This is a genomic window from Nitrosospira multiformis (genome assembly GCF_003050865.1).
GTDB lineage: Bacteria > Pseudomonadota > Gammaproteobacteria > Burkholderiales > Nitrosomonadaceae > Nitrosospira > Nitrosospira multiformis_E.
This window is the reverse complement of the sequence record NZ_QAOK01000008.1, coordinates 22,801-37,815: the sequence shown is the minus strand read 5'-3', so window position 1 is coordinate 37,815 and position 15,015 is coordinate 22,801. Positions and strand designations below refer to the sequence as shown.

15 protein-coding genes are annotated in these 15,015 nt (G+C 56.0%); 5 read left to right on the top strand and 10 right to left on the bottom strand.

The features are described 5' to 3' along the window. Window positions 1-40: 40 nt before the first annotated feature. The 4 genes from C8R21_RS05960 to C8R21_RS05945 all read left to right on the top strand — a co-directional run bounded on the left by C8R21_RS05960 (window position 41) and on the right by C8R21_RS05945 (window position 3,875). Entirely contained in the window at window positions 41-745 is a 705-nt protein-coding gene (locus C8R21_RS05960; RefSeq protein ID WP_107761883.1) for an ABC transporter ATP-binding protein, read from the top strand. 183 nt (window positions 746-928) lie between these two features. Next, window positions 929-1,402: a thermonuclease family protein gene (locus C8R21_RS05955; protein ID WP_107761882.1), complete on the top strand. Its 474-nt coding sequence runs from the start codon at window positions 929-931 to the stop codon at window positions 1,400-1,402. Between the two features lie 9 nt (window positions 1,403-1,411). Next, a complete protein-coding gene (locus C8R21_RS05950) occupies window positions 1,412-2,620 on the top strand; it encodes an ABC transporter permease (RefSeq protein WP_107761881.1) in 1,209 nt (402 codons plus the stop codon). Between the two features lie 55 nt (window positions 2,621-2,675). Next, window positions 2,676-3,875, top strand: a complete 1,200-nt coding sequence (locus C8R21_RS05945; protein WP_107761880.1) for an ABC transporter permease — start codon at window positions 2,676-2,678, stop codon at window positions 3,873-3,875. A gap of 96 nt (window positions 3,876-3,971) precedes the next feature. On the opposite strand, the gene C8R21_RS05940 is transcribed toward C8R21_RS05945, so the two are convergent. The 4 genes from C8R21_RS05940 to C8R21_RS05925 form a co-directional block, all read right to left on the bottom strand. Next, window positions 3,972-4,283: a hypothetical protein gene (locus tag C8R21_RS05940; RefSeq protein WP_258192281.1), complete on the bottom strand. Its 312-nt coding sequence runs from the start codon at window positions 4,281-4,283 to the stop codon at window positions 3,972-3,974. A gap of 189 nt (window positions 4,284-4,472) precedes the next feature. Beyond that, the gene (locus tag C8R21_RS05935) at window positions 4,473-6,104 is read right to left on the bottom strand and encodes a hypothetical protein (RefSeq protein ID WP_107761878.1); all 1,632 of its coding nucleotides are present in this window, start codon (window positions 6,102-6,104) and stop codon (window positions 4,473-4,475) included. Window positions 6,105-6,281: 177 nt separating this feature from the next. Continuing rightward, on the bottom strand, window positions 6,282-7,337 hold the full coding sequence (locus C8R21_RS05930; RefSeq protein WP_258192280.1) for a phytoene/squalene synthase family protein: 1,056 nt from the start codon (window positions 7,335-7,337) through the stop codon (window positions 6,282-6,284). A gap of 252 nt (window positions 7,338-7,589) precedes the next feature. After that, a complete protein-coding gene (locus C8R21_RS05925; protein WP_107761876.1) occupies window positions 7,590-8,849 on the bottom strand; it encodes a PQQ-dependent sugar dehydrogenase in 1,260 nt (419 codons plus the stop codon). 315 nt (window positions 8,850-9,164) lie between these two features. On the opposite strand from C8R21_RS05925, the gene C8R21_RS05920 reads away from it, so the two are divergent. Then, complete coding sequence (locus C8R21_RS05920; RefSeq protein ID WP_107761875.1) at window positions 9,165-9,704, top strand: macro domain-containing protein; 540 nt, start codon at window positions 9,165-9,167, stop codon at window positions 9,702-9,704. 44 nt (window positions 9,705-9,748) lie between these two features. Here the strand turns inward: C8R21_RS05920 and C8R21_RS05915 are convergent, their stop codons facing one another. The 6 genes from C8R21_RS05915 to C8R21_RS16380 form a co-directional block, all read right to left on the bottom strand. Continuing rightward, on the bottom strand, window positions 9,749-12,163 hold the full coding sequence (locus C8R21_RS05915; protein WP_107761874.1) for a penicillin acylase family protein: 2,415 nt from the start codon (window positions 12,161-12,163) through the stop codon (window positions 9,749-9,751). 63 nt (window positions 12,164-12,226) lie between these two features. Next, window positions 12,227-12,370 carry a hypothetical protein gene (locus C8R21_RS15850; protein WP_181258863.1) on the bottom strand — a complete coding sequence of 48 codons (144 nt, stop codon included), beginning with the start codon at window positions 12,368-12,370 and terminating at the stop codon, window positions 12,227-12,229. Between the two features lie 26 nt (window positions 12,371-12,396). Beyond that, window positions 12,397-12,702 (bottom strand): c-type cytochrome, encoded by a 306-nt coding sequence (locus C8R21_RS05910; RefSeq protein ID WP_074973464.1) that lies wholly within the window; start codon window positions 12,700-12,702, stop codon window positions 12,397-12,399. 143 nt (window positions 12,703-12,845) lie between these two features. Then, a complete protein-coding gene (locus C8R21_RS16390) occupies window positions 12,846-13,100 on the bottom strand; it encodes an amidohydrolase family protein (RefSeq protein ID WP_258192279.1) in 255 nt (84 codons plus the stop codon). Then, the gene (locus tag C8R21_RS16385) at window positions 13,097-14,683 is read right to left on the bottom strand and encodes a TonB-dependent receptor (RefSeq protein ID WP_258192278.1); all 1,587 of its coding nucleotides are present in this window, start codon (window positions 14,681-14,683) and stop codon (window positions 13,097-13,099) included. The genes C8R21_RS16390 and C8R21_RS16385 overlap by 4 nt, the downstream gene beginning before the upstream one ends. After that, window positions 14,673-14,822 (bottom strand): hypothetical protein, encoded by a 150-nt coding sequence (locus C8R21_RS16380; RefSeq protein WP_258192277.1) that lies wholly within the window; start codon window positions 14,820-14,822, stop codon window positions 14,673-14,675. The genes C8R21_RS16385 and C8R21_RS16380 overlap by 11 nt, the downstream gene beginning before the upstream one ends. Window positions 14,823-15,015 lie beyond the last annotated feature (193 nt).

The following is a 15,015-nucleotide window of genomic DNA, read 5'->3' as shown; positions in this document are numbered from 1 at the left end:
ATCAATGGGGTGACCCATTGATTCACTTCGCCAGAATAGAATGATTCGTCTTACTGACATTTCACGCGTTTTCCATATGGGAGACCAGGAGGTGCGAGCGCTCGATGGAGTCGATCTTGAAATCGGTACCGGAGAGTATGTTTCAATCATGGGTCCCTCGGGGTCGGGCAAATCGACTCTGCTCAACGTCATTGGCTTGCTCGACCAGCCAGACGGCGGACGCTATGAACTCGACGGAAAGGATGTAACCGATCTGTCGGAGATCGAGAAGGCGCGTGTTCGCAGGGAAAAAATCGGCTTCGTGTTCCAGTCGTTTCATCTTGTGCCGCGATTGACTGCCGCGGAAAACATCGAGCTGCCGCTGATGCTGGAGGGAATTGCGCCGGCGGAACGAAAGTCGCGTGTGGATGAGGCGTTGCGGGGGTTCAATCTGCAGGATCGGGCGGCGCACCGGCCTCCCGAGCTGTCCGGCGGCCAGCGCCAGCGCGTCGCCATTGCGCGTGCTACCATCCTGCGGCCTACTGCCTTGCTGGCGGATGAGCCAACGGGTAATCTCGATCACCGTATTGGTGCGGAAGTCATGGTGCTGCTCGAAGGTTTGCACAGGGCGGGAACAACATTGATCGTGGTGACGCATGATCGCGAATTGGGGGCGAGAGCACAGCGCCATATCGCGATGCGTGATGGAGAAATTGTATCCGACGAGAGGCAGGATAAATTTCCAGGTGGGAACAACTTTGCATGATCTGCATCGACTTCCCATTTTTAGGATCTCATGGGTTTGCAATAAATCCTATGGTAACCATAAAACTGTTTATAATGAACTTGGCACATTTTGTACTATCACGGCTCCCTGTCTTGTCAGTTGCGCTGTCAGTTGCGCATTCACAGGTTCGGTTCTTTCGGGGAGATGGATCGAGGGCCTGCAATGCCGCATATTCTGGCTGCTCTGGCAATCGGGGTTTTCAGTTTTCTTCCTTGCCTGGCTTATGCTGACCTCACCGGTCAGGTAATTCATGTTGCGGATGGAGACACCCTTACCCTTGTAATAAACAAGGAATGGGTAAGGGCACGCCTTGCGGGCATCGATGCGCCTGAAGCGAATCAGCCTTTTGGCAAGCTTTCCAGGGAATCTCTCTCCGATCTCTGTTTCTGGCAGCAGGTTACGGTTATTCCGAAAGGAAAAGACCAGTATGGCCGCATGTTTGCCCAAGTCCTCTGTCGTGATGTCGATGCCGGGGCAGAGCAGGTACGGCGCGGCATGGCCTGGGTTTACGATCACGATGTAAAAGACAATGACCTCCAGCCCCTTCAGGCCGATGCGAAGGCTGCAAAGCGCGGATTGTGGGCTGATCCCTATTCAAAGCCGCCGTGGAAATGGCGCGAAGTGTGGCAGGAATGAAGATTTGACGTGAAGCTTCGCGATACGTTGAGTCTCTCCATCAGAACCGTTGCCAGCTACCGCACCCGTTCGTTGCTCATCATTCTGGCAATGTCATTGGGGGTGGCGGCAGTGGTGGTACTGACCGCCCTGGGGGATGGCGCCCGTGGCTACGTGGTTCGCCAGTTTTCATCCGTCGGAACCAATCTCATCATCGTCTTGCCCGGTCGAGCCGAAACTTCCGGCAGCTTCCCCGGTGCAGCGTTGGGACAGACCCCACGCGACCTGACGCTGGAAGATGCGCGATCGCTTGTCCACCTGCCGCAGATCAGGCGGTATGCGCCGCTCAACGTCGGTGTTGCCGAACTTGCCTCCGCCGGGCGCCTGCGTGAAGTGACGGTGCTGGGAAGCACAGCGGATATACTGCCGATAAGGCACATGAATCTCGCGCAAGGCAGTTTTCTTGCGCGGGAAAAAGGAAGTGAGCGCAGCGCGCAAATCGTTCTGGGTGCACAGCTCGCGCAGGAGTTCTTCCCCCAAAGCAGTGCTATCGGTCAGCGGGTAAGGCTGGGTGACAGGCGCTTCCTCGTTTCCGGCGTGCTTGCACCGCAAGGCGAAACGATGGGCTTCAATACCGATGAAATCGTCATCATTCCTATCGATTATGCCCAGGCCCTGTTCAACACATCGTCCCTTTTTCGTATTCTGGTCGAAACCAGAAGCCGCAGCGACCTTTTGCCCGCCAAAGAAGCAATTCGCGACATTTTAAAGCAGCGACACGATGGGGAAGAGGATGTCACGGTAATTACACACGATGCAGTACTTGCCACTTTTGATCGCATTCTGCGCGCGCTGACACTCGGTGTAGCTGGCATTGCCGCCATCAGCCTGGCGGTAGCCGGCATATTGGTAATGAATGTCATGCTGGTGTCGGTCAGTCAGCGCACCTCCGAAATCGGCTTGTTGAAAGCCCTTGGGGCGCCTTCCGCCGAAATCCATCGTTTGTTTCTTGCCGAGGCATTGTGGCTGTCACTGGGGGGCGGGATAGCGGGGTTCGCATTGGGACAACTTGGAAGCCTGCTGATCCGGCTGGCTTATCCGCAGCTTCCTGCGTGGCCACCCGTATGGGCTAATATTGCCGGGGTGGGAGTGGCTTTTGTAACAGGCCTGCTGGCCAGTCTTATACCGGCAGCCCGTGCCGCCAGGCTCGACCCCGTGCGCGCACTGAGTGGAAAATAAGCGGAAATGGGGGGCAAACAGAGAATGGGTATAAAAGGGGTATGAAAGGGGCGGCATGAGTGTTATCGATACGCTGCGTTTCGCCCTGCGCTCGCTCACCGCACATCGCCTGCGCACCTTGTTGTCCGCAACCGGAATCGGCATCGGGATTGCCGCGGTTATCCTCCTGACTTCCATTGGGGAAGGAATTCACCAGTTCGTGATTTCGGAGTTCACCCAGTTCGGCACCAATATCATTACGGTCACACCGGGAAAAATCAGGACTCACGGCAGATCGCTGGGCGCGATCGGAAGTGCGCGGCTCCTCACGATCGAGGATGCGCTGGCGTTGAGGGATTCCCGCTATGTTCAGCACGTCAACGCAGGCGTGATGGGCAATGCGGAAATACGGGCGAGCGGACGGAGCCGGCGGGTCACGGTCTATGGTGAAAGCCCGGATTTCGCGCATACATTCAACATGAATGTCGCAAGCGGGCGGTTTCTGCCGGAGGATGATCCTCGCAATCCTCGTGCCTATGCGGTGCTGGGTTCCAAAGTACGCACGGAATTGTTCGGCAGTGCGAATCCTCTGGGGGCTACGCTGCAAGTCGGCCTGTCGCGCTTCCGTGTGATAGGCGTCATGGAATCGAAGGGGCAGGTGCTGGGATTCGATCTGGACGATACGGTCTTCCTTCCCACTACCCGTGCGCTGGAAATTTTCAATCGCGAAGGTGTAATGGAAATCAACATTGCCTATCGGCCAAGCGCGCCCCTGGAAGCCGTGGTGGACGATATACGCCGCATTCTCGTTTCAAGGCATGGGCGGGAAGATTTCACCATCACGCCCCAACAGCAAATGCTGAATACGTTGAATACCGTTCTGGACGTATTGATTTTCGCGGTTGCCGCGCTGGGCAGTATTTCCCTGCTGGTGGGTGCTGTCGGCATGGTCACGCTCATGCATATTGCCGTGACTGAACGTGTTGCCGAAATCGGCTTGCTCACCGCCCTGGGGGCGACCCGTGCCCGCGTCCGCATTCTGTTTCTGACGGAATCCACGGTGCTTGCCACATTGGGCGGTTTGGGTGGCCTGGCTACAGGCGTGGGAATAGCATGGCTGCTGAAATCCCTGTCAATCGGCCTGCCCGTGCAGATTCCATGGAATTACACTGCTAGCGCACTCGGAATTTCTGTGCTGATCGGCCTCGCCGCCGGCGTTATTCCCGCCATGCGAGCGGCACGGTTGAATCCGATTGAAGCGCTTCGGGCGGAATAGGTTTTCCCGTTCGTCCTGAATCCTTCGTTGCCTCCCGCTTCCCTGTTCCTTCACCTTGCATCGCGAAAGAACAGCGGAATAAAAAATAAGGAGCTTTTAATCGCCAGAGACCTGTTTGTTCCTGCGCAGCCAGCGGAAAAAGAAAACATAAATAAAGGCCGGAACAAACGGGAGAATCCACGGGAACATCTGCGAAAACCAGGCTGCATAGAAGCTATTCATATAGCGCGCCTTGGCCGTGGAGCAGGCGCTGGCATCCGGAAGGCGGCAGGCGAGGTCGATTTCGTAAGAAACTTGGACATGGGCGCGCCAGAGCCAGTAAGCCATTGATGCGGCAAAGACGATCAGCATAAGGGCAAGCCAGTTTACCCGGCCTTCTTGTCGCATAGGACTCATTTTTTTCTCCACTCCATAGATAATGCTTCCGAGGAAAGCAAACACGCTTTGAAAAATGGCTGCTGGATAACCAGTCGGGTGGGCTTTGCCCGACGACCTAAATGCTGGCCGGGCAGAGCAGGTTTACCTGGAGAGTACCATTGCCTCTCCTTTGTCTCTCCTTCTCCTTTATGGCATCCACAGCCTTTTCACTCCAGCACCTCACGCATTGCGGAAGCGCGAATGCCTGAGCAGGAAGATAGCCAGTAGCGGCAATACGAGGCCAATTACGGTCACTGAAACCAGCAGCGGACCCAGTTCGCTGTAATCCGCCGGAACTGTAATCTTCCCGGTATCCGGGTCCGTTACTTCGCGCGTTACCATGAAAATCTGGTTCATGTATTTTGTTCCAAGCTGCGATGCGGACAGGGCAAGGTTGGTGAACGAGGCCATCACCGCAAAGAAGGTAGCTTTGAGCGTCTCCGGGGCGGAGTTGGCAATCCACGCCAGCATCGGGATCATTGCGATCTGCCCCAAGGGTGATTCCAGCGCCGTATCGATCACCGCGATAAAGCGCGCATCCACTACGCCGTTGGTCACAGAGGCCGTCCATTCATGCAAGCCGTAATACATGCCGATCGTAGGCAGGGACAAGAAGGTGCCGACAATCGTGAGCCAGCCGATAATGTAGGCAATCGAGCGTTCAGCCATGAATCGCCGAAAGATGAACATTCCCGCCAGGGTCAAGGTTGCACCGATCAGGGATAATGTCGCCAGAAACTGCTGATCAAAGCCGAGCTGGTCGATCATCCACCAGGTTGAACCAGCCCCTGGCCCAGGTATGGCACGGAACACGAATATCAGGATTGCCGTGCCCACCAGCACATTGCGCGCCTCGGGTTCCAGTTCGCCCGTCAGCCGCCACATCAGGAATAATACGATGACCATGGAAACCAGGAAGATGATTTCCTCTCCCCCTGGTATCTGGCTCAGGCCGACGCTCAGGGAGACTGCCGTGAAAGCCAAGCCGCCGCCGAGTATCCACCAGTTCACCGGAGGAGGATCGGGGTTAACCCCAAGCAGCGCTTCCGATTCCACCCGGCTATGACCTTGCGCTACAAGGCGCGCAATATCCCGCCGATGCAGCCATGAGGCGAACAGGACACCGGTAACGGAAACCAGCGGGATGATCAAGGCAAGCTCATAGACGAACAGGTACGCCGCAGCCTTGCCTGCTTCGGGTAACTCGCCCACGCCTTGCAAGACATAAACGTTCACCACCGAAACCAGAATTCCCCCGCTGATGATCGCGACCCGGCCCAGCGTCTGCATCGTGACATGCATGGATTTGCGGCTTTCGAGCGTTAACGGGTTTCCGTCCTTGTCGATTCGCGGCACGGCTTCAACCGTCATTGCATCCGCCACCACATCCTGAAGGACGTAACCAATGGGCGCGAGCAATGCCGCGGTAACATACCACGCCTCCACGGTAGCGATGGCGCGCATCTCCTCCAGATATCCGAGCAACCCGATCATGATGAGCAGGCTCAACGTGATCAAGCCGGCGCCCAGATATACCAGCAGGCTCTTCCACCGCCACACGAGGTCGACGAGGTGCCCGAGTGGCATCTTCAACGCCCATGGCAGCATCATCCAGAACCCGAGCGCCGCAAGAAATTCGGCTGAAAGCCCCAACCGCTCCTTGACGTAAAACGTGCCGACGATTGCCGTCAGCCCGGAAATACCCGCCGCCATGTAAACCATGAGCGGAGGCAGGTAGGATAGACGCATTTCGCGGCCCAGCGCGAAAATATTCTCGTCCAGCCAGCCGCCGACAGTGGCAAAGAAACCCATGGCTGGTCGCGCGGTTACAGCCATCGCGCTTTTTTCAGGAGACTGGTTCATTGCTGGGGAAGGAAAGAAAGATTGTGGGGAGTATCTGGCACAAAAACGTTTTCGATTTTTTTGACTTCAAGGATGAAGCGCGGCAGCGATAGTTAATATTTCATATTATGCCAGCCGGCTCTGCAGTTATTGCTCTACGGCTGAGACAACCTGCTCCCGGACTCGGTTCCAGTAACTGGTTGCAACAAAGCCGTTGGCGCAGGTCAGGGTTGTCAACGTCATTATCAGGTATACCTCGCTTCGAGGCGCCTTGACATTGACAGCGGGATCGAGCAGATCGGGTGCGGCTGCCACACGCCGCAGGGTTTCGCCAGCCAGCAGTATCGGCCAGATGCAGGCCAGCCGTTGACGAATCTCCGAGACGGGAATCGCCATGGTATAAACCCAGCCTTGATCCAGGTGCTCGATTGCCATCCTGATGAGCCGATCGAGAACCGGTTTGAATTTTGGAAGGCTGCTGTCATTCAACAAGTCTGCTGGTTTCAGGCCCACCTCATCGAGAAGCGATTCGGGAATATAACAACGACCATTGTGCAGGTCCCGGCCGATATCCTTCAGAATGTTGGTAAGTTGCAGCCCTTTCCCGAACCTTACCCCGATGGCTGCCATCTCCTCCACATCCCATCGCCCCATGGTCGGCCGGTGAGCACAAATCATCCTGGTCCAGAAATCCCCGACACAACCTGCGACATGGTAGGTGTACTGATCCAGGTCGTCCAGAGTGGATAGCGCCGCTAGATGGTCACTTGACTGGCCGGGAAAGCGGTTCAAGTCCATCTCCATCCCTTCAGTCAGCACCTTTATGACCCACTGAATGCGCTTCCGGTCATCGGGCGAACACTCCTCGTACAGCCTGAAACAATCCTCCAGCCGCTGCAGAAGAATGCTTTCTCCCGAATCTTTCTGATGGGGGACCAGCGCGGCCTGAATCCCCTGAACCGCTTCCCGATCAACCCCGGCCGTCGTGAATTGCTCACGGAACTGGTTAAGGTACTTGAGCCGCTCTGCCCGGTCGATCAGATCAGTATCAGCAATGGTATCGGCAGCACGCGCAAACAGATACGCCAGGCCCATCTGGTCACGCACTCCGACCGGCAGCACATTGAGCGTGAGATAAAACGAACGGGAAACCTGCTTGAGGATGTCGTGAAGCAGCTCGTGTCTGGTGGAGGGGGCAGTCAAGGATGGAAGTCCCAGAACGGCAATAGAAAGGGCTGAACATTACCTGCTCTAGTGGAGAAGGGCAAGATAATGTGACTCGACTTTCCTTTATTCGGGGCGGGAAAATACTAAACGTGGAGTTGCGCCTTGGTTTGATCTTGTCCCCGGTTCTAGCAAGAGCGATCTTGCACACTTCGTTTGCAAATGGTAGCAGCGTTAAGACATAATTTAGTTTGTTTTAGCGCTTTTGCGGCTGCATTGAAAATTCCTCGGCTAGGCGTCTGCGAATCGTCCCCTAGCTTTTCCCCTTCGCCTGACCCACACTCCAATCAAACCCATCCCACCCAGCATCATTGCGTAGCTTGCAGGTTCGGGTATAAGAGCGATTTGCCCGACCTGCCCATTGAGGCTTACCAGATAAAGGTTGCCGGAAGCGTCCTCACCGAATGAAGAGATACTCCCCGAAATGCCGGTTGGGGACAACAGTTCGGCAGTGCGATCGGTAAGGTCTGTAATGCCCGAGCCGGTGAAGCGGAAGGACATTACTTTGTCGTTCACGAAGTCAGCAAAGAAATAGGTGCCTGCCAGGCCGGGGATTTCTGAGCCGCGGTAGACATAGCCGCCAATGACTGAGGCGCCGTCTGCGGTATGGTTATATTCAAAGATAGGTGGCGTGTGGTTGGGAATCTGGGGATCGTTGGGAAAATTCACTAGCGTGCCCTCGAATCTGCGCCATCCATAATTCGCTCCGGCAGCGCCTATATCGATCTCCTCGCGGGCGTTCTGCCCGACATCACCGATGTAGAAAGTGCCGTTTTCCCGGTCGAAGCTGTCGCGAAACGGATTGCGCAATCCATACGCGTATATTTCCGGATTACCGCCGGTGACATTTCCATCCGGTATTGCATAACCATACTGCGTGGGATCATTGGGCAGGTGGTCAGATGAAACATCGACCCGCAAAATTTTGCCGAGATTGCTGGACAGGTTTTGTGCGCGATTCCCGGGATCATCATGGAAGCCGCCGTCTCCTGTGGCTATGTAAAGATTCCTTGATTCACCCGGCCTGAAGCCCAGCCAGCCCGCCTTGTGATTGTTGAATTCAGGTTGCTGCACAGTGAGCACTGTTTGCCGGCTTGCGACGTCGGCAACGTTTGGCTGCGTCGCGCTTACCTGGTACGTGGCGACTACGGTGTTGAGCGAAGTCTTGTCTATGTAATCGACATAAAATCGACGGTTGCTGGCAAAGTTTGGATCGAATGCCATGCCCAGCAGGCCGCGTTCGCCCTCGGTATTGACTGCGCCTGACAGATCAAGAAATGGTGTTGGCTGCACAGTCCCATTCTGGAGGATTTTGATCAACCCGCCCTGTTCGACAATGAACAGGCGTGAGTCTCCTGCGGGCGATGTTGCGAACAAAGGGTGATCAAGGCCGCTTGCAACGATTCGGGTTTGCAGTTGTGCAAAAGCCGCTGGCGCTCCAAGGCTAGTGGCGAAGGCCAAAGTGAGCAGGGCAGAAAAGGGTTTGATCATGTCAGATCCTCAGGATCGATTAGAGTGGGAGTCAATAGCGGAAATAATGCGAAGGCCAATTTATGTATAGAAAAGGCAAAGTTCGCTGTCAACCCGGCTTGAGATTTGAAGGTGAATTTGAATTTATCGCCGTGTTTTCCATTCTCGAAAACGGATTTGGTCAAAATCTGTTGGGGATGGAAATCAGGTAGAGGTAGAAATCGTTAGAAGTCCGGCGGAAATCATGGGGAGGCTAAAAAGAGACAACTTGCTATACTGAATCATGGGTTGTCTTATTTTGTCTTATTCATCGTCATCCATCGCGGAGGGAGGCGCATGATTCACGAAGTAAGGGGGGATATCCTGTTGAGCCATGCTCAGGTCATTGCTCATGCCGTTGCCCCTCATGATCATTTCAGCCAAGGACTGGCTTTGAGTTTGCGCCAGCAGTGGCCCGCCCTGGCCAAGGATTTCCACCACTTCTGCCATGCCATGCACCCCAAAGCCGGCGATGTATGGGTTTGGTCGGGCGCAATGAGCAAGCGGGTGATCAGCCTGCTGACGAATGAAGCGCCGCCCGGCACCGGGGGCAAGCCGCCCCCGGCCAGAAAGGAAGTTTTAGAACTGTCGTTGCGCGAACTTCGCAGTCTGCTGGAGAGCAAGAGGTTTACCCATATTGCGCTGCCGCGCCTTGCTACCGGCGCCGGTGGCCTGGATTGGAAGGTGGTGGAGCCCTTGATCGAGCGCCATCTCGGGGATCTGGACCTGCCTATTTACATTTATACTCAATATGAGGAAGGCGTTCAGGCCATAGAGCCGGGGTTGAGTCGCCCTGGCGGTGTCGACAGGAAACTGGACGCTTCCCACAAGCAATGAGCCTGACGCCTGACGATCCTGGATTCGATTCCAGGCCAGAGGGGTCAGGAGGGATTTTTGTGGGCGGGTAGCAGATGCAATGTCTGCTCGGGCGGTCCGGGAAGGAAGGGAGTGCGTCTGCCTGTCACCCAGCCTTCGTGCCCGCTGCCATAATAAGGTGACAGGGGATGTCCGCTCTGGCCGCCGGGCATCTCGAAATATCCATTCTCCTCATCGCCCGGGGCAACGGCGAGACGGTTCGACGCACCGAACGCCGGACCCTGCACGCGTGGCATTTTGCTGTCTCCGGCAAGTTCATCCTTGGGCATATCCAGCCACTTTCCGATAAATAATGGTAAAGCCTGGCTGAAAGGGTGCCGGATATTCGCTGTGTTGCGTTCACCCCAGGTTCTCGCCGCGATACCGCCAGGCTGGCGCCGGAAACGTTCTGCAACCCGGTGCGCGCACTTGCCGAGGAGATCGTCCCAGTCAGAATGGACAGGAAGTAAAAGGTGCAGGGGACGTTCTTCTATTAATTTCCATACCGCATGTTCCTCCTGGTTCAACGGTGGCAGCACGAATTCCGGATATTTCTCCCGCACGGCTGCTTCGAAGCCGCGAAGCACGCCGCTTACAACTTCCTGGCGAAAGGCGCGCACCACTCGGTAGGCCACGGATTTTGTGGATGCACGTTCATCCCAATCCTTGAGCGCTTGTTGCATTTCGGTGCGCCAGGGTGCCGCTTCGGTTCTTTCCAGGGTCTGTTCGAGAAGCTGTCGCCATCGTGCGAGGAACAGTGCCCGATCGTCCAGTTGAATGGCCAGCATGGTGGCGGGCGTGAAATGATCGTGCTGATAAAGGGTATCGCGGATCTGCTTTGCCCGTGCGCCGAGATCAAAGCCGCCATCCCCGAGCCTCTCCAGCATCAGGCCGTCCACGGTGCGCGCGTTCGCGGTCCAAAGACGCTGGTCGGTGGGATCGATGATGGTTGGATAGAGCGCGGGATCCAGCCATCCGTTCCAGCCGGTACCCGGTGCGCCCCAGTCTGCCGGGAGCCGCGGATCATACCCCTTGTCCCGTGCTGGAAGCCTTCCGGCAATGGTCCATGCGGTTCTGCCTGTCCGGTCACCGACGATAAAGTTCTGCGCGGGGATACCGGCGTTCCGTACTATGACGATCGCCTGATCCACGCTTTCCGCCTGTTCCAGATCGGTAAGCTTGATATCCATGGAACCGGGTTGGTGCGCAGTCCAGGCAAATGCGAGAGGTATTCCGTCATGATCGGTTGCCGCAATGGGTCCCCATTCTGTTTCCTGGACCTCCAGTGTTTCATCTGCCGATCCGCGTACACGCAGCACTTCGCGATGCACCTCGATGCGTTTCCATCCATCCGCAGTCCGGTAGCGCAGGGGATCATCCGGATCGCGCGTTATCCGCACCCAGTCAATCAGGTCGCCATAGCTGTTTGTAAAACCCCATGCAATGTGCCGGTTGGAACCGACCGTGATTGCCGGTGTACCCGGCAGGCTGGCGCCTGTGATGTCGCTTGTTTCCCCCGGTCGTTGCGGGTGGGGATAGATGAAGCGTGTGCGAAACCAGATATTGGGGACGCGCAGTTCCAGGTGCATGTCATTGGCAACCAGCGCCGCCCCCCCGGCCAGCGAGCCAGTCACGGCGAAGCTGTTGCTTCCAAGCACATCGTCGATGTATTCGTCGGGGCTATGCGTATCCACGGGAGGCATAAGGCCGGGATCGAGCTTGCGGAGATCGAGTTCGTTTGCAGACGGGATATCCGGCCAGGCAAGGGAAGGGCCCAGCAACGGGGCATCCCATTTGCCACCCTTGGCGCTAAGAAACCGGAAGGCAGCCGGGGGAAGCGCATCCCGCAGGGTAGAGAAGGCAAGCTCACGCACGTCACTTGCCTCTTTCAACGTGAAATACATCGCCCCGATGACCAGCAGGCTGTCTTCGCTGCGCCATGCCAGAGGCTGCAAACCCAGCAGAAGATAGGGGAAGGAGTTTGTCGTCAGCGCATCAAGACCTTCATTTACCCCATCTCGATACGCGTCGAGCAGTTCGCGCTGTTCAACCGGCAACTCTTTCAGCATCGAGGACGCGCGTGCCCGCATCCGATGCTTGCGTGCTTCCCGATCGGCGGGCAGGACGCGTGATCCGAACAACTCAGCCAGTTCGCCTGCAGGCTGCCGACGCAGCAGGTCCATTTCAAAGAAGCGTTCCTGCGCGTGAACATAACCCAGTGCCCAAACCAGGTCATGCCTGTTTTGCGCATGCAACGTGGTGGTACCGAGGGTATCGCGTTCGACAGCCACAGGTGCAGACAGGGCGTCCGTTTGCACTGTTCCTTCGTATTGCGGCAGACTTCCACGCAATACCAGCCAGAGAATGCCAACGGACAGCAACGCCAGGATAACAAGGGCGCAGGCAAGACGGGCCAGACGATAAGGCGCCCGAGGAGTCATGCAAGCGGATTCGCTACGGCGAAACCGCCACTGATAGCGTGCGGAACGACTATCGGGTGCGGATTATGCCAACAGGAGGGGATATGCAAGGCGTTTCCAGGAGTTCAAAAGCTTTTCCCGGATGGATTCCGCCGTCATTTTCCCCCATCCAGCCGGATGCAGGCGATAGGCGGCTGTGGCGGCTGCGGCCTCATATCCTGACGTCATTTCCCGTCAGAACCCTGGCGCGGCCGCTATTTCGTCTTGCTGTTCGCCAGAACGTATTCTGCAAGACGCTGGGCCGGTTCGCCCTGAATATTGGGGAAAGCGGTCATACCCATGCTTCCCTTCTGGACCTTCTGAATGATGGCATCCTTATTGGCCATCTTCTCGCTCAATATCATTGCCGCGCCGGCTTCGGGTTTGTGGCATTTTGTGCAGTTTGTGCTGAATATATCTTCTCCCGTGGCATCCGAGGGCGGAGTGTAAGGATCTGTTTTCGAACAGCCCATCAAGCCGGCCAGTGCGGCAAACGTCAATATCAAAGTTGTCTTCTTCATTTTTGCTCCTGATTAAAGAGGAATCGTTTTTATACCCGGGGTGGGGATTATAGCGCGCTATTCAGTGCAAGTTACATTGCACTTTGAGGCTTCATTCAACAATTCCTGAGCATCGAGCGGAGCTGGCCCTGTTACCTGTTCTGTTACCTGTCACCTGCTGCTGCCCTTGGCTGGGAAATGGCTGGAAAATTATTCAAAATAATTTCTCCACCCGAAATAACCAGATCCGGGTATTCCAGGTTTTTCAGGTTATGGGTGGGGTCGTCCCTGACAGCGACCAGGTCGGCAGGCGCGCCGGGTTGGAGGGTGCCGAGAAGAGGTAAGCCGAGGTGCTCTCCCGCTTTCGACGTGGCGGCGCGGAGGACCTCCAGCGTTTCCATGTTTCCCATCTGCATCATGAACATAAGCTCCTGGGCGTCGATTCCCCTGGGAACATCCGGGTGTGCGATTTCAGCGCCATACAGCAGTTCGCCACCCTGCTCCCGCCAGACGCGGGCGTTGTGCGAAACACCGGGGCATAAGGCAGGCTGTCGATGGTGGGGTCGAGCAAGGTCAGCCCGCCGAATACCGTCCAGTGACGTACGATATTCTGTCTGATCGCAATCTCGGCACCGCGGATCGAATAGGTACCGAGATTCAGGAATTGAGGCGGTGGTGGAACATTCGGCGGAAAGCCGAAGATGAACCGGTTCTTTACCTGATCGATAAAGAGGCTGATATCGATTTGCGTCGCGTCGACAGGAGTCAGTTTCACTCCGATCTCCGCATGGTTGAGTTCTTCTGCGGACAGCTGTTTCCATGTCTGCCCCAATGGTGGAATCAGGGAGGGGCCCGCGTGGGGCGAGGTTCTCGTGTGGAACATGCTGTGATCGTAAACACGTATCCCGACTGACGGTACCAGCGACCAGTTTTCATTGAGATCGATCTTCTGGCTTAATGCCACATAGGGCGATGTAACACGAAAAGTCGGCGTATCGAAACTGTCTCGGGGAGCTGGCGGCAGCCGGTTGAATCGTACGTCGCCCGAAACCCAGTCGCTGTCGAGACCGGCAACGATCGCGCCTCCCTTCCATAGGGAGAATTCTTCTTTCCAGCGCATGCCGATCATTTCAAAATTGGTGATGGTATCGCCATCCAGTCCTGCCTGATGAAGCCAGTTGCCTTCCCCCTTGTTGTAATAAAAACGCAGGTCGCCACGCCACGCATCATGCCGATGCGATACGAAGGCAGTCACCATTCCTGCCTGGGTGTTGTACCGAGGCGCTACAGCGGGAAGCGGGTGACGGTTGTCCCCGGGATCGCGTGCCTGATTGTCCACAAAGAGGAAGCTCGTGTCCATTGACCAATTGGCGTTCAGGCGCATCCCGATGCGTCCCATTACATTGTTCAGCTCGCCGTTCGCATTAGGCCGATGTCCATTCGATTGGGCATGGCCTTGCGCCAGCATGAAATCCACGTTTCCATAGCGGCCCACCAGATCCGCCTGCTCTATGAAGGTGCTGAAGTAGCCTCCGGATATTCTGCCGCTGGCATGCAGGCCGTCTTCAATGGCGCGCCTGGTTTCCAGATTGATGGAGGCAAAGTTGTTCCCGTTGATTTGTGGTTGCGGGCTTTTATATACTGCGATCGACTGCATGCCGTTGACCGGCAGAAGATCAAGCAAGGGATGGTTCCAGACCCCCATGTAAAATGGAACGCCATTGATGTAGGTTTTGATTTCGCTGCCGGGCCGGCTGACGCCCATCCCGCGGATATAAACCGCGCCGCCCTGATCCCCGCCAAAGGCGCCCACAGGGTTGTAGCGCGATATCTGGACGCCAGGCGTGCGCCGCAACGCGGTAGCTAGATCGAATGCATTCTGATCGTGCAACTGGCTTTCGGTGACGACTGCCGATGTGCTGGAAAAACCATCGATACGAACACGATCTATAATCGGATTGGCGGTTACCACAATCGGAGTGAGTTCAGTTTCATGTGCCATGGCAAAACCGGGGCAGATTATTGTCAAGACCGCAGATAGTGCGGATACCGTGTTTTTTCTTCTTATCATTTTTCTTGTTTTCATCGAATTCCTGTGAATTGCTGCAAGCAGGCTTAAGCAACAGGGCCAAAGCAATCATCAATGCTGAAAATGACAGGAGCATTTGCTAGAAGTCGGAATGCATATCGAAATAAAGCCCGAAGTGAAGCCTTGTACCGGGAAAAACCGGGAAGGGCTTGTCACTCGCGGTCAGGAGAATGTCGGCAAACCCTGTATCGCTGCTGAGGTGGAATGTAAAGCAAATCGTGGGGATTAGGAATGTGGCATATTGC